This is a genomic window from Aeromicrobium sp. JJY06, assembly GCF_044069275.1.
Taxonomy (GTDB): domain Bacteria; phylum Actinomycetota; class Actinomycetes; order Propionibacteriales; family Nocardioidaceae; genus Aeromicrobium; species Aeromicrobium tamlense.
In genome coordinates, this window is record NZ_JBIMRD010000001.1 from 621024 (window position 1) to 638827 (window position 17804).

Annotated in this window: 16 protein-coding genes; 2 read left to right on the forward strand and 14 right to left on the reverse strand. The window is 70.3% G+C overall.

The window, feature by feature from the left end; translation table 11 throughout:
- Positions 1-22: 22 nt before the first annotated feature.
- Positions 23-1540 (forward strand): ATP-dependent DNA ligase, encoded by a 1518-nt coding sequence (locus ACGWYL_RS03130; RefSeq protein WP_395486415.1) that lies wholly within the window; start codon positions 23-25, stop codon positions 1538-1540.
- A 60-nt stretch (positions 1541-1600) separates the two neighbouring features.
- Here ACGWYL_RS03130 and ACGWYL_RS03135 read toward each other — a convergent pair whose 3' ends face one another.
- From ACGWYL_RS03135 to ACGWYL_RS03175, 9 genes are all read right to left on the reverse strand, one after another.
- Positions 1601-3157, reverse strand: a complete 1557-nt coding sequence (locus ACGWYL_RS03135) for an ABC transporter substrate-binding protein (RefSeq protein WP_395486417.1) — start codon at positions 3155-3157, stop codon at positions 1601-1603.
- A 173-nt stretch (positions 3158-3330) separates the two neighbouring features.
- Positions 3331-4101, reverse strand: a complete 771-nt coding sequence (locus ACGWYL_RS03140) for an SDR family oxidoreductase (RefSeq protein WP_179422842.1) — start codon at positions 4099-4101, stop codon at positions 3331-3333.
- 32 nt (positions 4102-4133) lie between these two features.
- Entirely contained in the window at positions 4134-5198 is a 1065-nt protein-coding gene (locus ACGWYL_RS03145; RefSeq protein WP_395486418.1) for an acyl-CoA dehydrogenase family protein, read from the reverse strand.
- Positions 5195-6364: an acyl-CoA dehydrogenase family protein gene (locus ACGWYL_RS03150; protein ID WP_395486419.1), complete on the reverse strand. Its 1170-nt coding sequence runs from the start codon at positions 6362-6364 to the stop codon at positions 5195-5197. Before ACGWYL_RS03150 ends, ACGWYL_RS03145 begins: the two co-directional genes overlap by 4 nt.
- A complete protein-coding gene (locus ACGWYL_RS03155) occupies positions 6357-7574 on the reverse strand; it encodes an acyl-CoA dehydrogenase family protein (RefSeq protein ID WP_395486420.1) in 1218 nt (405 codons plus the stop codon). Before ACGWYL_RS03155 ends, ACGWYL_RS03150 begins: the two co-directional genes overlap by 8 nt.
- 79 nt (positions 7575-7653) lie before the next feature.
- Positions 7654-8262 (reverse strand): TetR/AcrR family transcriptional regulator, encoded by a 609-nt coding sequence (locus tag ACGWYL_RS03160; RefSeq protein WP_269303678.1) that lies wholly within the window; start codon positions 8260-8262, stop codon positions 7654-7656.
- A gap of 61 nt (positions 8263-8323) precedes the next feature.
- A complete protein-coding gene (locus tag ACGWYL_RS03165; protein WP_179422832.1) occupies positions 8324-8623 on the reverse strand; it encodes a putative quinol monooxygenase in 300 nt (99 codons plus the stop codon).
- On the reverse strand, positions 8620-9474 hold the full coding sequence (locus ACGWYL_RS03170) for an enoyl-CoA hydratase-related protein (protein WP_179422830.1): 855 nt from the start codon (positions 9472-9474) through the stop codon (positions 8620-8622). Before ACGWYL_RS03170 ends, ACGWYL_RS03165 begins: the two co-directional genes overlap by 4 nt.
- A gap of 8 nt (positions 9475-9482) precedes the next feature.
- The gene (locus ACGWYL_RS03175) at positions 9483-10682 is read right to left on the reverse strand and encodes an acetyl-CoA C-acyltransferase (protein ID WP_179422828.1); all 1200 of its coding nucleotides are present in this window, start codon (positions 10680-10682) and stop codon (positions 9483-9485) included.
- A gap of 143 nt (positions 10683-10825) precedes the next feature.
- Here ACGWYL_RS03175 and ACGWYL_RS03180 point away from each other — a divergent pair, with 143 nt between their 5' ends.
- Positions 10826-12280 carry an MFS transporter gene (locus tag ACGWYL_RS03180; RefSeq protein WP_395486421.1) on the forward strand — a complete coding sequence of 485 codons (1455 nt, stop codon included), beginning with the start codon at positions 10826-10828 and terminating at the stop codon, positions 12278-12280.
- A 6-nt stretch (positions 12281-12286) separates the two neighbouring features.
- Here the strand turns inward: ACGWYL_RS03180 and ACGWYL_RS03185 are convergent, their stop codons facing one another.
- The 5 genes from ACGWYL_RS03185 to ACGWYL_RS03205 all read right to left on the reverse strand — a co-directional run bounded on the left by ACGWYL_RS03185 (position 12287) and on the right by ACGWYL_RS03205 (position 17767).
- Entirely contained in the window at positions 12287-12967 is a 681-nt protein-coding gene (locus tag ACGWYL_RS03185; RefSeq protein ID WP_179422824.1) for a TetR/AcrR family transcriptional regulator, read from the reverse strand.
- Positions 12968-13030: 63 nt separating this feature from the next.
- Entirely contained in the window at positions 13031-13510 is a 480-nt protein-coding gene (locus ACGWYL_RS03190; protein WP_395486422.1) for a MaoC family dehydratase, read from the reverse strand.
- 37 nt (positions 13511-13547) lie between these two features.
- Positions 13548-14315, reverse strand: coding sequence for a crotonase/enoyl-CoA hydratase family protein (locus tag ACGWYL_RS03195; RefSeq protein WP_179422820.1), 768 nt, complete (start codon positions 14313-14315; stop codon positions 13548-13550).
- A 90-nt stretch (positions 14316-14405) separates the two neighbouring features.
- The gene (locus ACGWYL_RS03200) at positions 14406-15983 is read right to left on the reverse strand and encodes an ABC transporter substrate-binding protein (RefSeq protein WP_395486423.1); all 1578 of its coding nucleotides are present in this window, start codon (positions 15981-15983) and stop codon (positions 14406-14408) included.
- 188 nt (positions 15984-16171) lie between these two features.
- On the reverse strand, positions 16172-17767 hold the full coding sequence (locus ACGWYL_RS03205) for an ABC transporter substrate-binding protein (RefSeq protein WP_179422816.1): 1596 nt from the start codon (positions 17765-17767) through the stop codon (positions 16172-16174).
- Positions 17768-17804 lie beyond the last annotated feature (37 nt).

Below are 17804 nucleotides of genomic sequence, written 5' to 3' on the forward strand. Positions count from 1 at the left end.
TGTCGAGCGGCAGGATGGGCTCATGCTGCTCGCCGAGCTCGTCGCCACCTCCGAGGAGGTCGCCGCCACCCGCTCCCGCAAGGCGAAGGTCGCGTTGCTCGCCGGCCTGCTCGGCCGTGTCAAGCCCGACGAGCTCGAGGTCGTCGTGTCCTACCTCGGCGGTGCGCTGCGCCAGCGCCGCACCGGCCTGGGCTGGCGTGGCGTGAGCGCTCCCGCGCCTCCCGCGGCCGAGCCCTCGCTGAGCGTCCTCGAGGTCGACGCCGCCTTCGCGGCCATGGCACGACTCTCCGGCTCGGGCTCGCAGGGCGCGCGCCGCGAGGCCGTCGCCGACCTGTTCGGGCGAGCCACCGCCGCCGAGCAGGCGTGGCTGCGCGCGATCGTCACCGGCAACCTGCGCCAGGGCGCGCTCGACGCCGTCACGCAGGAGGCGGTCGCGCAGGTCGCCGCCGTGCCGGTCACTGCCGTGCGCCGGGCCGCGATGCTCGCCGGCAGTACCGTCGCCGCCGCCCGTGCCGCCTTCGAGGGCGAGGACGCGCTGGCCGCGATCGGGCTCGAGGTCGGCCGTCCGGTCATGCCGATGCTCGCGTCGAGCGCGCCCGACGTGGCCGCCGCCATGGCCGGCCTCTCCCCCGATGGCACCACCGAGGTCGCGGTCGACGCGAAGCTCGACGGCATCCGCATCCAGGTCCACCGCGACGGTGACAACGTCCTCGTGGTCACCCGCAGCCTCGACGACATCACCACGCGGCTTCCCGAGGTGGTCGCGGTCGCCCGATCGCTGCCCGCCTCGCGGTTCGTGCTCGACGGCGAGGCGCTCGCGCTGTCCGACGACGGCCGGCCCATGGCCTTCCAGGACACCGCCAGCCGCACCGCCCAGGCCGAGGGCGTCGCCATCACGCCCCACTTCTTCGACGTCCTCCACGTCGACGGTCGCGACCTGCTCGACGCTCCCGGACATGAACGGTTGGCCGCGCTCGACGCGCTCGTGCCCGAGCGTCACCGCGTCCGCCGACTCCTCACGTCCGACGCCGCGGCCGCCGACGCCTTCGCCGCCGAGACCGTCGCTGCGGGTCACGAGGGTGTCGTCCTCAAGGACCTCTCGGCTCCCTACGCGGCCGGGCGTCGCGGTGCGGCCTGGGTCAAGGTCAAGCCGGTGCACACGCTCGACCTCGTCGTCCTTGCTGTCGAGTGGGGCTCCGGTCGGCGCCAGGGCTGGCTCTCCAACATCCACCTCGGTGCGCGCGACGAGTCCTCCCCCACCGGGTTCGTGATGCTGGGCAAGACGTTCAAGGGGATGACCGACGAGATGCTCGCGTGGCAGACCGAGCGGTTCCTCTCACTCGAGACGCATCGAGAGGGTCACGTCGTGCACGTCCGTCCCGAGCAGGTGGTCGAGATCGCATTCGACGGATTGCAGCGGTCCACGCGGTATGCCGGTGGGCTGGCGCTGCGCTTCGCTCGCGTCGTTCGCTACCGCGACGACAAGACGCCGGCCGAAGCCGACACGATCGAGACCGTGCGCTCGCTCGTCACCGGCTGACCCACTGACGACAGCAGCCCCGCCGGGGAGGAATCCGGCGGGGCTGCTGGGTCGAGGGCGTCAGCCCGCGTTGCGGATGCTGCGGAGGTTCACGACGCGGTAGCCGGCCTGGAAGGTCAGCCCGTTCGTGAAGTAGTTCGCCACCGGGGTCATGAGCGGGACGAAGTCGGCTCGCTCGAGGAGCGCGGCCTCGGCCTCGCCCCAGCGCTGGCAGCGCTCGTCACCCTCGAGGCTCGACACGCTGTTCTTGATCAGGTCGTCGAAGGTCTCGTTCTTCACGCGGCCCCAGTTCATGGCGCCGCCCTCGCCGAACACCGAGCTCATCTTCGTCGCCATCGGGTACGGCGTGCGGATCGCGGTCTGGTACGGGTAGACGAAGATGTCCCAGCCCGAGCCGTCGCCGTAGATGATGCCCGCGCCCTGCGCAAGGGTGCCGTTCGTGACCTCGACCTCGATGCCCAGCTGGCGCAGGGTGTCGGCGATGTAGTCCGGGCCCGAGTTCTGCACGTCGTAGCCCAGCAGCTCGATCTTCAGCTTCTTGCCGCCGGGGCCGTACCCCGCAGCCTCCAGCTCGGCCTTCGCCTTGTCCATGCTCAGCTCGGGCACGAACTTCTCGTTCTCCGGCGTGTAGCAGTTCATGTTGTCGGTGATCACCGTGCGCGCGGGCTCGGCGACGCCGAACGAGGCCGCCTTGGCGTACCCGGCCGGGTCCAGCGCGTGCGCCACGACCTTGCGCAGGCGCTCGTCCGCGAACGGGCGGCCCTCGCGCTCGTTGAACGACACCGAGTCGGCGCCGAACGCCTTGCCCTGAATGGGCTTGTGCTCCCGCTCGAGGCGCTCGGAGTCACGGCCCAGGACGGCCGCGATGTCAGTGGCGCCGGTCTCGAAGAGGTTGGCACGAGTCGAGTCCGCAGTGACCACGCGCATCGTGATCTTCTGCGGGATCTCCTCGTCGTCGGCCAGGCCGGGCGAGTCCCACGCCTCCAGCACGTACTCCTCGCCGCGCTTGAGCGTCGTGATCTTGTACGGGCCCGAGCCCTGCGGCGCGGTCGCGAGGCCCTCGACGTCCTCCAAGCCCTTCGGGCACACGATGAACGCGTTGGTCATCGACTCGAGCATGTCGGTGTGTGGCTCGTTGACCTCGATGGTCAGGGTGTCGGCCTCGTCGTCGCCGACGATCGACTTGGCGCCGCCCGAGCCGAACAGGCGGCCGCGGAACGGCGAGCCCGACTCGGGGTCGGCCAGGCGCTCCATGTTCTTCGCGACGTCCGACGGCAGCAGGTCGGAGCCGTCGCTGCACTTCAGGTCGGGACGCAGGTGGAAGACGACCTTCGTGGGGGTGACCTCCCACTTCTCGGCCATCGCCGGGGCGACGCCGCCGGTCTGGTGGTCCTGGCGCACCGGGGTGTCGTAGACGGCCTCGAACATCTGCATCGCACCCTGGTCGGACGCGGAGATCGCGGGGTCGAAGGTGTCCACGTCGTTGCGCAGGTCCATCACGATGCTGTCGGGAACCTCCCCCGCCTTGCCCTCGGAGCCTCCGGACTCACCGCCGCACGCCGCGAGCGTGAGCGCCGCGACGGCCACGAGTGCCGATGCCTGAATTCGTCTCGACATGAACAGCCTTCCCTCCGATGAGCGTGTGATCGTCCTCACAACGTTCCCGTCATCCTGATGGGCTCGACGAGCAAAGTCAATGTTGAATTCAGGTTTAACTACATGCTGGACACGAGGACATGGAAGGGGCCGCGCGGATGCTCCGCGCGGCCCCTCCCTGTACCCATCTCGACTCAGCGAGCGTGCGTCACGCCCCCGTCGACGGTGATGGTCGAGCCCACCACGTAGTCGCCCGAACGGGCGGCCAGGTAGATCGCGGCGGCGGCCATGTCCTCCGGCGTGCCGATGCGGCCCGAGGGGATCGAGCCCTTGATCTCGTCGCCGTGATCGCGGGCGTCCTTGTTCATGTTCGAGGCGAACGCGCCCGGCGCGATGCCGCTGACGGCGATGTCGTCCTGGATCAGGCGGATCGCCATGCGACGCGTCAGCTGGATGACCCCGGCCTTGCTCGCGTGGTACGAGTACGTCTCCTGCGGGTTCAGGCTGATGCCGTCGATCGAGGCGATGTTGATGACCTTCGCGAGGTGGTCGCCCGTGGCCGCGACGAGGTCGGACTTCAGCGCCTGCGTCAGGAAGAACAGGGACTTCACGTTGAGGTCCATGACCTTGTCCCAGCCCGACTCGGGGAACTCGTCGAACGGGGCACCCCAGGCGGCACCGGCGTTGTTGACCAGGATGTCCAGGCTCGACTCGTGCTCGCGGTAGCGGGCGACGAGGTCGTTGATGCCGTCGAGCGTCGAGACGTCGGCCGGCAGCGACACGCACGTGCCGAACTCCGAGAGCTCCTTCGCGGTGGCGTCGCACGCCTCGGCCTTGCGGGCCGAGATGTAGACGCGGGCGCCCTGCTTGAGGAAGCCCTCGGCGATCATGCGGCCGATGCCGCGCGAGCCGCCGGTGACGAGGGCCGTGCGGCCCTCGAGGCTGAACAGCGAGGTGGTGTCCATGGATGAAACCTCCGAATGGTTGGACGGTCGGGTCAGTGCTGCGGAAGGTCGACGAGTGCGGCCAGGTCGCTGCGGTGCGCCGCGGGCGTGCCGAGCGCGAGCTGGTCGGACTTGGCGCGCTTCAGGTACAGGTGAATCGCATGCTCCCACGTCATGCCGATGCCGCCGTGCAGCTGCAGCGCCTCCTCGGCCGCGTGCACCGCGACGTCGGAGCAGTACGACTGGGCCACGGCCTGCGCCACGGGCGCGTCGGCGTCGTCCGTCGCGAGCGTGTCGGCGGCGTAGCGTGCCGCGGCCTGCGCCTGGGCGACCTCGAGGTAGAGGTCGGCCAGACGGTGCTTGATCGCCTGGAACGAGCCGATCGGCCGGGCAAACTGGACGCGCGTCTTGGCGTACTCGACGGTCGTCTCCAGGCACCACTGCGCCAGGCCCACCTGCTCGGAGGCGAGCAGGGCGGCACCGGCCGCGAGGGCGGCATCGATCGCCGCCACGGCGGCCTCGCCCTCGGCGAGCACGCGGCCCTCCCCCGTCGGCGTGACCGACGCGAGCGGGCGGCTCATGTCGAGCGTCGTGAGCGGCTCGACCTCGGCCGACTCGTGCAGCGCGAGCCGCACGGTGCCGTCGACGAGCGTCGGGACCAGGAACAGGTCGGCGCCCCGCGCCCCCGCCACAGGGGCGACCGCACCACGCTCGGGCGCCGACCAGGATCCGGACCGCGCCGACCACGGCAGCACCAGCACCGCACGGCGCTCGCCGGCGGCCAGCTGCGGCAGGACGTCCTCGGCTCCGAGGGCGACCAGCGCGGTGGTGGCCACGACGGCGCTCTCGAGGAACGGCACCGGGGCGACGGTGCGCCCCAGCTCCTCCAGGACCACGGCGGCCTCGCGCGCACCCGCGCCGACGCCGCCCCACTCCTCGGGGACCAGCAGACCGGCCAGGCCGAGGTCGCCCGCGAGCGCCGACCACACGCCGGACACGTCGGTGTCGGGCGCGTCGTAGAGCGCCGCCACGCGATCGGAGTCCGTCGTGCGACCCAGCGCGCCACGCACGCTCGACCGCAGCGACTCCTCGACATCGGAGTACAAGAGATCGCTCATCGGGGCACCTCGTTGAAGGGGACGCCCTTGTCGGGGCGGTGGTCGGCGGGCAGGCCCAGGACGCGCTCGGACACGACGTTGCGCATGATCTCGGACGTGCCGCCCTCGATCGAGTTGCCCTTGGCACGCAGGTAGCGGAACCCCGGGCCACGGCCCAGGAAGCTCGCCGACGCGGTGCGCACCATCGTCCAGTCGTCGTACTGCAGGCCGGCGTCGGGATCGAGCTCGAGCGCGAAGCCCGAGATCTGCTGGGCCTGCTTGGCGAAGGCCAGCTTCATGGCGGAGCTCTCCGGACCGGGCTGGCCGACGGCCAGCTGCTGACGCAGGCGCTCGCCCGCGAGGCGGGTCACCTCGGTCTCGACCCACCACGACATGAGGCGGTCGTGCTCGGCGGCCGAGCGGACCGACGGGTCGCTGCGCCACCGCTCGGTGACGATGCCGATCTGGCCGGCCTCGCGGTCGGCACCGCTGCCGATCGCGACGCGCTCGTTGTTGAGCGTGGTCGTCGCGACGCGCCAGCCCTGGCCCACCTCGCCGACGCGGTCGGTGTCGGGCACGCGGACGTCGGTCAGGAAGACCTCGTTGAACTCGGCCTCGCCGGTGATCTGGCGCAGCGGGCGCACGTCTACGCCGGGGTCGCTCATGTCGACCACGAAGTACGACAGGCCCGCGTGCTTGACGACCGTCGGGTCGGTGCGGGCGACGAGGATCGCACGCTGCGCGTTCTGCGCGCCCGAGGTCCAGACCTTCTGGCCGTTGACGGTCCAGGTGTCACCGTCGAGGACGGCCTTGGTGGTCACGCCCGCGAGGTCGGACCCGGCGCCGGGCTCGCTGAAGAGCTGGCACCAGACCTCCTCGCACGTGAACAGCGGGCGCAGGTAGCGGTCCTGCTGCTCGGGGGTGCCGAACGCGATGAGCGTCGGCGCCGCCATGCCCAGGCCGATGCTGTTGAGCCCGAGGTCGGGCGCCGGGGCGCCCGCCTCGGCCAGCAGCTGCTCGACGACCTGCTGCTCCTCGCGCGGACGGTCCAGGCCGCCGCGCCCGACCGGGAAGTGCACCCAGGCCAGGCCGGCGTCGAACCGGGCGCCGAGGAACTCGACGGGGTCGACCGTGGCGAGGTCGAAGCGGCCGACCAGCTCGGCGACCGCGGCGCGGACATCAGTCACGCTGGGCCTGCTTGCGCAGCTCGTGACGCGCGAGGGCGTTCTTGTGCACCTCGTCCGGGCCATCGGCGAACCGCAGCGTGCGCACCTGGGCGAACCACTCGGCGATCGGGAAGTCCTGGCTCAGGCCGCCACCGCCGTGGACCTGGATGGCCTTGTCGACGATCCACTCCACCGTGCGCGGAGCGGCGATCTTGATCGCCTGGATCTCGGTGTGCGCCCCCTTGTTGCCCACGGTGTCCATGAGCCAGGCGGCCTTGAGGGTCAGCAGACGGATCTGCTCGATCTTCACGCGCGACTCGGCGATCCAGTCGCGCACGACGCCCTGCTCGCTCAGCGGCTTGCCGAAGGCGACGCGCTCGTTGGCGCGGGCGATCATCAGCTCGAGGCTGCGCTCGGCGATGCCGATGAGGCGCATGCAGTGGTGGATGCGGCCGGGCCCGAGGCGGGCCTGGGCGATGGCGAAGCCCTCGCCCTCGCCGGCGATGAGGTTCGAGGCCGGGACGCGCACGTCGGTGAAGATGACCTCGGCGTGGCCGCCGTGGTCGCGGTCGTCGTAGCCGAAGACGCGCATGCCGCGCTTGATCTCGATGCCGGGAGTGTCGCGGGGCACGAGGATCTGCGACTGCTGGCGGTGACGCGACGCGTTGGGGTCGGTCTTGCCCATCACGATCATGATCTTGGCGTTCGGGTTCATGGCGCCCGAGATGAACCACTTGCGGCCGTTGATGACGTACTCGTCGCCGTCACGCTCGATGCGGGTCTCGATGTTCGTGGCGTCCGAGCTGGCCACGGCCGGCTCGGTCATCGCGAAGGCGGAGCGGATCTCGCCCTCGAGGAGCGGCTCGAGCCACTCCTTCTTCTGCTGCTCGGTGCCGAACATGCTCAGCACCTCCATGTTGCCCGTGTCGGGCGCGGCGCAGTTCGTCACGGTGGGCGCGATGTGGAGGCTGCGGCCCATGATCTCGCACAGCGGCGCGTACTGGAGGTTGGTCAGGCCCGCGCCCTCGGCGCCGGGGTGGAAGAGGTTCCACAGGCCGCGCTTCCTCGCCTCGGCCTTGAGCGGCTCGATGACCGGCGGCGGCGACCAGACGTCCGGAGCGGACTCGAGCTGCTCCCAGAACGTCGCCTCGGCGGGGTACACGAACTCCTCCATGAACGCGTTGAGGCGCTCGATGAGGTCTTGGGTGGTCGAGTCGTATGCGAATTCCACGGCAATTCTCCAAACTTGAATTCAGATTCAACTCAGAGTAGCGCGTGAGGGGTCGCTCTGGCAATGGTCTCCGGGGTCGTCAGACACCGGCGGGCTGCGGCAGCGTCATGCCCAGCGCGTTGAACCACAGCCTCGTCGACGTCTCGACCATCGCGTCGACGTCCCAGCTCTCCCCCAGCGCGATGGAGTAGTACGCCAGCCGGCTCACCATGCTGGCCAGGGCGCGCGCCGTCATCAGCGGATCGAGCGTCGGGTCGGCCAGGCCGGACTCCTGCGCGGACTCGATCCAGCGCGCGACGCGATCGGTGAACAGCTGCGAGCGGCGGACGCGCAGCGCCCGGAACTCGGGGTTGATCGTGGCGACCTGCTCGAGCAGCACCATGAGCTTGGCGTTGCGCCCGTACGCCTCGAAGTACGCGCGGTTGCTGGCCTCCAGGACCGCGGCGATGTTCTCGGGATCCTCCTCGACGCGCGGCAGGCCCGGATGCATCATGTCGTCCTGCGCGACCTGCAGGACGGCCGTGAAGATCTCGTCCTTGCTGTCGAAGTACGTGTAGAAGGTGCCGATCGACGTGTTCGCCTCGCGGGCGATGTCGGTCAGCCGGGAGTTGATGAACCCGTCGCGCTCGAAGACCCGACGGGCGGCACTGACGAGGGACTCACGGGTGCGCAGGCCCCGGGCCGTCACCGGGAGAGACCGCAGGCGGCTCTCGTCGACGAGGGACCCGGGGACCGCGTCACCCTGGGGCCTACTTGGCTTGCTCACCGACAGGCCTGAGGACCGAGATGACGGGAGCGCCCGCGACCAGGTCCTTCAGGACCGCGCCGAACGCCTCGAACTCGGGCGCCGCGGCGTGACGCTTCAGCGCCTCGCCGTCGGCGTACTCCTCGAGGAGCACGTAGTCCACCTGGCTCCCGCTGACGCGCTGCAGGTCCCAGCGGGTGCAGCCCTCGTCCGCGAGCATGCCCGGACGGGCGGCCGCGACGGCCTTCTCGAACTCCTCGGCGGCGCCCTCACGTACGGTCACAGCGGCGGTCACGTTGATCATCGGTCTCCTCCGGTCTCGGCGATGCGACGACGGCCGAAGACGGGCGTCCGCTTCTCGACGAACGCGCGCACGGCACCGATGTGGTCATCGGTCAGGCCCGTCGCCTTGTGCAGCGGAACCTCGGCGTCCATGCTCTCCTCGAGGCTCTCACGCGGAGCGCGGTCGAGGTTGTCGAGCATGCTCGCGTAGGCCTGCGCCGGACCGTTCGCCAGCTGCTCGGCCAGCTCGCGCACCCGCGCCTCGAACTGCTCCTCGGGCACGACCTCGTTGAGCAGGCCCAGCTCGCGCGCCTCCTCCGCGCGGACGCGCGGGTTCAGCAGCATGAGCTCGCGGGCCTTGACGGGGCCGACGATGTCGTTGAGCAGCCAGGCCACGCCGAAGTCACCCGACAGGCCGACCGCGCCGAACGCCGTCGCGAAGACCGCGCGCTCGCTGCCGATGCGGAAGTCCGCCGCCAGGGCCAGGCCCAGGCCGGCGCCGGCCGCGGCGCCCGGGATCGCGGCGATCACGGGCTTGCGGCTGCGGTAGAGCTTGCCGACGGTGGCGCGCTGCGCCTTCCGCTGGGCCTCGACCGCGTCGGCGTCGATCTCGTCGGCGCCGCCGCCCTCACCGCCCTTGGCGTCGAAGTCCTGGACGTCGCCGCCGGAGCAGAACGCCTTGCCGGCGCCCGTGATGACGATGACGCCGACCTCGTCGGAGTCCTGCATCGCGTCCACCAGCGACTCGATGCCCGCGACCATCGCGTCGGACAGCGCGTTGCGGCGGTCCGGACGGTTCAGGGTGATCGTGCCGATGCCGTCCTCGACGTCTCCGTAGACGTCGTCCTCGGTGCTCGTGCCGTTGATCAGCATGGCGCCCCTCAGGCGACTTCGAACAGGCCGGCGGCACCCATGCCGCCGCCGATGCACATGGAGATCACGACGTACTGCACGCCGCGACGCTTGCCCTCGATGAGGGAGTGGCCGACGAGGCGGGCGCCGGTCATGCCGTACGGGTGGCCGACCGAGATCGCGCCGCCGTTGACGTTGTAGCGCTCGGGATCGATCTTGAGCTCCTCGCGGCAGTACAGCGCCTGCGACGCGAAGGCCTCGTTGAGCTCCCACAGGCCGATGTCGTCGACGCTGAGGCCGTGCTGCTTCAGCAGCTTCGGGATGGCGAAGACCGGGCCGATGCCCATCTCGTCCGGGTCGCAGCCCGCGACGGCCATGCCGCGGTAGACGCCCAGCACGTTCGCGCCGCGCTGCTCGGCGACCTTGCGCTCCATGAGGACCGACGCCGAGGCGCCGTCCGACAGCTGCGAGGCGTTGCCGGCGGTGACGCTCGAGGCCTTGACGACCTGACCGTCGGGCAGCACGGGCGACAGGCCCGAGAGCGACTCCAGCGTGGTCGACGGGCGGTTGCCCTCGTCCTTGCTGAGCGTCACGCGCTGCTCGCTGATCTGCTTGGTCTCGCGGTCCTGGACCAGCTGGACCGACTCGAACGGGACGATCTCGTCGTCGAAGCGGCCGGCCTCCTGCGCGGCGGCGGTGCGCTGCTGCGAGAGCAGGGCGAACTCGTCCTGCGCGTCGCGGCTGACGTTGTAGCGCTCGGCGACGATCTCGGCCGTCTGGAGCATCGGCATGTAGAGGTCGGGGCGGTGCTCCTCGAGCCACGGGTCGTTGGCGCGGTGGCCGTTCATGTGCTCGTTCTGCACCAGCGAGATCGACTCGACGCCGCCGCCGATCGTGATGTCCATGCCGTCGGCGACGATCTGCTTGGCGGCCGTGGCGATGGCCATCAGGCCCGACGCGCACTGGCGGTCGACCGACATGCCGGCGACCGAGGTGGGCAGACCGGCGCGGAGCGCGGCCTGGCGGGCCACGTTGAAGCCCGTGCTGCCCTGCTGCATCGCGGCGCCGAAGACGACGTCGTCGACCTCCGCGCCCTCGATGCCGGCGCGCTTCACGGCCTCGGCGATGGCGTGGCCGGCGAGCTCCTGGGCCTGGGTGTTGTTGAACGCACCGCGGTAGGCCTTGCCGATCGGGGTGCGGGCGGTCGAGACGACAACGGCCTCTCTCATGGGCGTTCCTTCGAAAGTCGTGGGTTCCAAGTCCTTACGCCGACGGCGAAGAACGGCTAACATGAATCTTACTTCAGTTTCAACTCTGGACGCTCCGCCCCCTGATGTCAACAGGCGCCGGACGCAGGGAAGGATCCACACGCATGTCAGGGAGCACCGGGCGCCGCGCCCGACCGCGGCAGACCTCCGGTGCCGCCCTCGTGATCGTCCTCTCGCTGCTGTCCACCGTCACGGCGCTGCTGCAGACCATGGCCGTCCCCGTCCTGGGCAAGATGAGCCGCGACCTCGACGTCTCCACCGCCGCGATCGGCTGGGTCGTCACGATCAACCTGCTGGCCGCGGCCGTGCTCACCCCGATCTTCAGCAAGTCCGGCGACCTGCACGGACGGCGACGCGTGGTGCTGATCGTCATCGGCGCCGTGGCCGCCGGCTCGCTGCTCGCGGCCGCCACGTCCTCGTACTGGATGCTGCTGTTCGCCCGCGCGATCCAGGGCGCCTCGTTCTGCCTCTTCCCCCTGTCGGTCGGGATCCTGCGCGACCACCTCGAGCTCAAGCGGCTGCCGCTCGGCCTGTCCTTCCTCACCGGCGCGATCAGCGTCGGCGCCGGTGCGGGCCTGGTCCTGACCGGCGTCCTGACGCACGGTGACCGCGACTACCGGAACATCTTCTGGTTCACCCTCTGCGTGGCCCTGGTCCTGCTCGTCCTGTCGGTGATCGTCATCCCGAAGGACCGCCCCCACAGCACCGGCCGCGTGGACTGGCTCGGCGGCTTCCTGCTCGGCCTGGCTCTCGTGCTGCTGCTGCTCGCGATGACGCAGGGCAACGCGTGGGGCTGGACGAGCGTCGCCACCACGGCCTCGTTCGCCGGGTCGATCGTCACGTTCGCGGCCTGGCTCGCGGTGGAGAAGCGGGTCACCGAGCCGCTCGTCCCGATCTCGATGCTGCGCGACCGCACGCTCGCGTCGGCCAACGCGCTCGGCTTCTTCATCGGCTTCGGGATGTTCCTGGTGTTCCTGGGCATCACCGCCCTCGTCCAGGTGCCCTCCAGCCACGGCCACGGCTTCTCGGCCAGCGTGCTGGAGACGAGCCTGGTCTACCTCCTGCCCGCGGCGAGCATCGGCATCGTCGCCTCTCCCCTGGGCGGCATGTGGGTGGGTCGCTTCGGCGGGCGGGCCACCCTGCTCATCGCCTCGGCCATCGGCCTGCTCGGCTACCTGCAGCTGCTGGCGTTCCACCAGCACGCGTGGCTGGTCATCCTCGGCGGCGTCATCACGAACGGCGCCTTCAGCATGGGCTTCGCCGCCGTCCCCGCCGTGGTGACCTCAGTCGTGCGGCCGCAGGAGACCGCTCTCGCGAACGCGATGGCCTCGATCACCCGCTCGGCCGGCAGCGCGCTCGGCAGCGCCCTGATGGTCGCGCTCATCGCGAGCCACCTCATGGCCGACCAGCACCCGCGCGAGTCGGTGTTCACGATCGCCTTCGCGATCGGCGCCGCGAGCATGGCGCTCAGCATCGTCATCACGCTCGTCGGCATCCCGCGGCGCTCGGCGCATGCCGCGGAGGAGCCGGCCCCCAGCCGGGAGCCCTCGAACCGCTGAGCCGCCTCAGTCGGCCGACGGCGAGATCTGCAGCGCGTTGACCCACAGCTGGGTCAGGGAGTCGACCATCTGGTCAATCGTCCAGTCCTCGCCCAGCACGAAGCGCGAGTAGGCGGCGCGGGCGACCATGCCCGAGAGGAAGTAGGACGCCAGCTGCGGGTCGATGTCGGCCCCGGCGACGCCGCGGTCCTGGAGCTGCTTGATGCTGCGCGCGTTGCGCTGCACGAACGCCTCGCCGCGCTTGCGGCGCTGCTCGCGGAAGTCCTCGTCGATGCTGGCGACCTGCTCGAGCAGGCGCATGAACGGCGCGTAGCGCTCGTAGGACTCAAGGTAGGCCCGGTTGGCCGCGCGGACCTGCGCGATGGGGTCGTCACCGACCGCGTCGACGGCGCGGACGTCCGGGTGGAGCATCTCCTCCTCGACCTCGGCCTGCACGGCGGAGAAGATCTCCTCCTTGCTGTCGAAGTACGTGTAGAAGGAGCCGGCCGAGATGCCCGCCTCGGTGGTGATGTCCACGAGGCGGGCATCGAGGAAGCCGTCGCGCTCGAACACGACGCGCGCCGCGTCGATCAGGTTGGCGCGCGTGCGCAGCCCACGAGGCGTCGTGGGCAGCTCGCGCTCCGTCGCCGGACCGGCGAACCCGGCCGAGCGACGGTGGCGCGTCGCGTTCTCTGGGGAGCTGCTCATGCCGTCATCCTAGAGGGAAGGTGACGTCAGGTTCGGCTCTGCACGGCGTGGCAGCACGCGTTGTTACTCGGCTTCTACAAGCCGGCCGAGGGACTCGGCGACCGCCACGGGCTTCTCGGAGCCCTCGCGCTCGAAGACCTGGCGGGCGCGCAGCTGCACGCCACCGGGCACGTGATCGATCGAGATGACCTCGGTCGTCATGCGCACGCGCGAGCCGATCGGCAGCGGCGCGGGGAAGCGCACCTTCTCGTAGCCGTAGTTCAGGCTGTGCGCGAACGCCTCGAACGAGATGAGCGAGTACGAGAACGCCGGGCCCAGCGAGAGGCTGTACAGGCCGTGGGCGATCGTCGTGCCGAGCGGGCTCTCGGCGGCCCGCTCGGGGTCGACGTGGATCCACTGGTGGTCACCGGTCGCGTCGGCGAACGCGTTCACCTTCTCCTGGGTGACCTCGTGCCATGCGGTGGGGCCGATGACCTTCCCGACGAGGGCTTCGAGGTCGGCGACGTTCTGGGGACGGACGGGCAGCTGGGTGGTGTCGGTCAAGGTTCTGTCCTTCGTGGGTGGGTGGGAAATCTCGGGGTCAGCGTCCGCGCCACACGGGCGCGCGACGCTCGGCGAACGCGGTGGCGCCCTCGCGGGCGTCCTCGGACTGGTTGACGCGCAGCATGACCGGGTCCTGCTGCTTCCAGCCCTCCTCCATGCCCCAGTCGGCGGCATTCTCGAGGACGTACTTGGAGCCCTCGAGGGCCAGCGGGGCGTTGTCGACCAGCTGGCCGGCCAGCTCGAGGGCGACCTCGAGGGCGCGGCCCGGCTCGGCGACGCGGTTGACCAGGCCGACCTGGTACAGCCGCTCGACGGGGACGTGGTCGCCGGTCAGGGCGATCTCGGCGGCCACGTGGTACGGGATGCGCTGGGCGAGGCGGAGCAGTCCGCCGCCCGCGGCGATGAGCGAGCGCTTGACCTCGGGGAGGCCGAGCTTGGCGTCGGAGGCGGCGACGATGAGGTCGCAGGCCAGCGCCATCTCGAGGCCGCCGGCGACGGCGAAGCCCTCGATCGCGGCGATCAGCGGGGTCTTGGGGCCGCGCTGGGCGAAGCCGCCGAAGCCGCGGTCCTCGAACATCGGGACGTCGCCCTCGAGGAACGCCTTGAGGTCCATGCCGGCACTGAAGCCGCGGCCCTCGCCGCGGATGATGCCGACGACCAGCGAGGGGTCGGCGTCGAGCTCGTCGAGGATCGCGGCCATCTCGCGCGCCACCTGGCCGTTGACGGCGTTGCGGGCGTCGGGACGGTTCAGGGTGATCAGCAGGGCCCGGTCGTCCAGGACCTTCTCCGTGAGTACGACTGACATGACTCTCCTTTGCTGGGCCCGCCGGTGGCGGGCTGGTTCGGGGGCGTGGGGCCGGTGGGCGCCCCGACCGTGCGGGGCGCCCACCGGGTCTCACTCGGTCCCGCGGATGGTCCGCAGGTCGACCGTGCGGTACGTCGCGTTGAACGTGAGTCCGTCCGCGTAGTAGTTGGCGATCGGCCACAGCAGCGGGACGAGGTTCGTCTGCTCGAGCAGCGCGGCCTCGGCCTTGCCCCAGTTCTCGCAGCGCTCCTCACCCAGCGAGCTGGTCGCGACGGCCGAGAACTTGTCGAAGTCGTCGTTGCGGGTGCGGCCGAAGTTGTACGAGCCGCCCTCGCCGAGGTTCGAGCTCATCTTCGTCACGAGCGGGTACGGGTGCGGCGCGGCGCTGAGGTACGGGAACACGATGACGTCCCAGTCGCCCTCGTCGCCGTACACGATCGCGCCGGCCTGGGCCTGCGTGCCGTTGGTGACCTTCACGTCGATGCCGATCTTGCGCAGCGCGTCGGCGACGTAGTCGGGGCCGGAGTTCTGCACGTCGTAGCCCAGCAGGCGCACGGTCAGCTTCTTGCCGCCGGGGCCGTAGCCCGCGGCCTCGAGGTCGGCCTTGGCCTGGTCGGGGTCGTACTTGAGGCCGAGCTCGCCGTTGGACTCGGTGTAGCAGTCCATGTTCGGCGTGACGACCGTGTTGGCCGGCTCGCCGACGCCGAAGGACGCGGCCTTCGTGTACGCCGCCGCGTCGATCGCCTGGGCGACGACCCGGCGCAGGCGCTCGTCGGACATGGGCGCCTCGGGGCGCTGGTTGAACGTCAGGGAGTCGGCCTCGAAGGCCTTGCCCTGGATGAACTCGTGGCTGCCCTCGAGGCGCTCGGAGTCGCGGCCCAGGATGCCGGCGATGTCGGTCTCACCGGTCTCGAAGAGGTTCGCGCGGGTGGCGTCGTTCGTGATGACCCGGAACGTGATCTTGTCCGGGACGCTCGCGGGGTCCTCCAGCGCCGGGGAGCCCCACGCCTCGAGCTCGTACGTGTCGCCGCGCTTGAGCGAGGTGATCTTGTAGGGGCCCGAGCCCTGCGGCTCGGTGGCCAGCTTCTCGGTGTCCTGCAGACCCTTGGGGCAGATGACGAACGCGGTCGACATGCTGTCGAGCAGGTCCGAGTGCGGGTCGTTGACCTCGATCGAGACGGTGTTGGCCGCGTCGTCCGCGACGATCTCCTTCACGCCGCCGGCGCCGAAGAGACGGCCGGTGTAGATCGAGCCCGTCTTCGGGTCGGCCAGGCGCTTCATCGAGTTCGCGATGTCCGTGGCGGTCAGCTTCGTGCCGTCCGCGCAGGTCAGCCCCTCCTTGAAGGTCATGTCGATCTTCGTCGTCGTGACCTCCCACTCCGTCGCCATCGCGGGCACGTACTCCCCCGTCTTCATGTCACGGCGGACCGGGGTGTCGTAGATGGCCTCGTACATCTGCACCGCGCCCTGGTCGGCGGCGGTCAGGAACGGGTCGAACGTGTCCGGGTCGTTGCGCAGGTCCATCACGACACTGTCGGGAGCCTCGCCGGCGACGCGGTCGCCCTCGTCGGACGAGCCACCGCACGCGGCGAGGATCGAGGTCGACAACACGAGGGCGCCGGCCAGGCCGACGGTGCGCCGCCAGGGACGGGTTCGGGGAGAGATCATGGGGTCAATCCTTCGTCGGGAAGTCTGAAACCGAATTCAGTTTCTGCAAAGAGTGTGACCGAGGTCACCACAAAGATCAATACTGAATTCAGTTTCATTTAGACCGAAGGGCCGGTCCCCCGTCGGGTTGAGGGAACCCGAGGAGAACCGGCCCGTCCGGACGCACGGAGCGCAGGCTCCGCGCTGGCTCAGCCCTTGACGCGGATGGTGCGCAGGTCCGTCGTGCGGTAGCCCGTCTCGAAGGTCAGGTCCTTCGAGAAGTAGTTGGCGATCGGCCACATCATCGGCACGACGTCGACGCGCTCGAGCAGGGCCGCCTCGGCCTTGCTCCAGTTCTCGCACCGCTCGTCACCGGTCGACGCGGGCGCCAGCTTGGCGAACTTGTCGAACTCGGGGTTCGTGACGCGACCGAAGTTGTACGAGCCGCCCTCACCGAGGTTCGAGCTCATCTTCGTCACGGCCGGGTACAGGTGCGGCGCGGGCGCGTTCATCGGGAAGACCAGCAGGTCCCACTCGCCGGAGTCGCCGTAGACGATGCCGGCCGCCTGGGCCAGCGTGCCGTTGGTGATCTCGACCGTGATGCCCAGCTCGCGCAGGGCGTCGGCGACGTACTCGGGGCCCGAGTTCTGCAGGTCGTAGCCCAGCAGACGGACGGTCAGCTCCTTGCCGCCCTCGCCGTAGCCGGCGGCCTCGAGGTCGGCCTTGGCCTGGTCCTTGTCGAACTTCGGCTTGAGGTCGCCGTTGCTCTCGACGTAGCAGTCCATGTTCGGCGTCGCGAGGGTGTCGATCGCCTCGCCCACGTCGAAGGACGCGGCCTTCGTGTAGCTCTCGGCGTCGAGGGCCTGGGCCACCACGCGGCGCAGCGCCTCGTCGGCGAACGGAGCGCCGTCGCGCTGGTTGAACACGACCGAGTCGGACTGGAACGCCTTGCCCTGGATCGGCTCGACGACCGACTCGAGGCGCTTGGAGTCACGGCCCACGACGCTGACGATGTCGGCGTCGCCCGTGTCGACCAGGTTCGCGCGGGTCGAGTCCGACGTCACGACGCGGTAGGTCAGCTTCGCCGGGACGCTGTCGGGATCCTCCAGCGCCGGGGAGTCCCACGCCTCGAGCTCGTACGTGTCGCCGCGCTTCATCGAGGCGAGGCGGTAGGGGCCGGAGCCCTGCGGCTCGGTGGCCAGCTTCTCGGTGTCCTCGAGGCCCTTCGGGCACACGATGAAGGCGGTGGCCATGCTGTCGATGAGGTCCGAGTGCGGCTCGTTGACCTCGACCGAGACGGTGTTCGCGGCGTCGTCGCCGACGATCTCCTTCACGCCACCGGCGCCGAAGAAGCGGCCCGTGTAGATCGAGCCCGTCTTGGGATCGGCGAGGCGCTTGAGGGAGTTGGCGATGTCGGTCGGCTTGAGGTCCGTGCCATCGCTGCACTTCAGGCCCGTCTTGAGCTCGAAGTCGATCTTGGTGGGCGTGGCCTCCCACTTCGTGGCCATCGCGGGCTCGTACTCGCCCGTCTTCCAGTTGCGGCGCACGAGCGTGTCGTAGAGCGCCTCGTACATCTGCACGGCGCCCTGCTCGGCGGCCGTCAGCATCGGGTCGAAGGTGTCCACGTCGTTGCGGAGCACCAGCGTGGCCTGGTCGGGCGCCTCGCCGGACGTGCCGGCGGACGAGTCCGACCCGCCGCCGCACGCCGCCAGGAGCGACGCGGCCAGGGCCACGACGGCCGCCGATCCCAGTCCGCGACGCAGCGCGGACGGACGACCGGAGCCTCCTCGGTAGTTCAACTTCATGCTCGACCTCTCACAGACTCGCTACGTGCCGGCGGGG

Coding starts and splice junctions, on each gene's coding strand:
- ACGWYL_RS03130 (WP_395486415.1), top strand. CDS start 23: ATGCTGCTCGCCGAGCTCGTCGCCACCTCCGAGGAGGTCGCCGCCACC.
- ACGWYL_RS03135 (WP_395486417.1), bottom strand. CDS start 3,157: ATGTCGAGACGAATTCAGGCATCGGCACTCGTGGCCGTCGCGGCGCTC.
- ACGWYL_RS03140 (WP_179422842.1), bottom strand. CDS start 4,101: ATGGACACCACCTCGCTGTTCAGCCTCGAGGGCCGCACGGCCCTCGTC.
- ACGWYL_RS03145 (WP_395486418.1), bottom strand. CDS start 5,198: ATGAGCGATCTCTTGTACTCCGATGTCGAGGAGTCGCTGCGGTCGAGC.
- ACGWYL_RS03165 (WP_179422832.1), bottom strand. CDS start 8,623: ATGATCAACGTGACCGCCGCTGTGACCGTACGTGAGGGCGCCGCCGAG.
- ACGWYL_RS03170 (WP_179422830.1), bottom strand. CDS start 9,474: ATGCTGATCAACGGCACGAGCACCGAGGACGACGTCTACGGAGACGTC.
- ACGWYL_RS03175 (WP_179422828.1), bottom strand. CDS start 10,682: ATGAGAGAGGCCGTTGTCGTCTCGACCGCCCGCACCCCGATCGGCAAG.
- ACGWYL_RS03180 (WP_395486421.1), top strand. CDS start 10,826: ATGTCAGGGAGCACCGGGCGCCGCGCCCGACCGCGGCAGACCTCCGGT.
- ACGWYL_RS03185 (WP_179422824.1), bottom strand. CDS start 12,967: ATGAGCAGCTCCCCAGAGAACGCGACGCGCCACCGTCGCTCGGCCGGG.
- ACGWYL_RS03195 (WP_179422820.1), bottom strand. CDS start 14,315: ATGTCAGTCGTACTCACGGAGAAGGTCCTGGACGACCGGGCCCTGCTG.
- ACGWYL_RS03200 (WP_395486423.1), bottom strand. CDS start 15,983: ATGATCTCTCCCCGAACCCGTCCCTGGCGGCGCACCGTCGGCCTGGCC.
- ACGWYL_RS03205 (WP_179422816.1), bottom strand. CDS start 17,767: ATGAAGTTGAACTACCGAGGAGGCTCCGGTCGTCCGTCCGCGCTGCGT.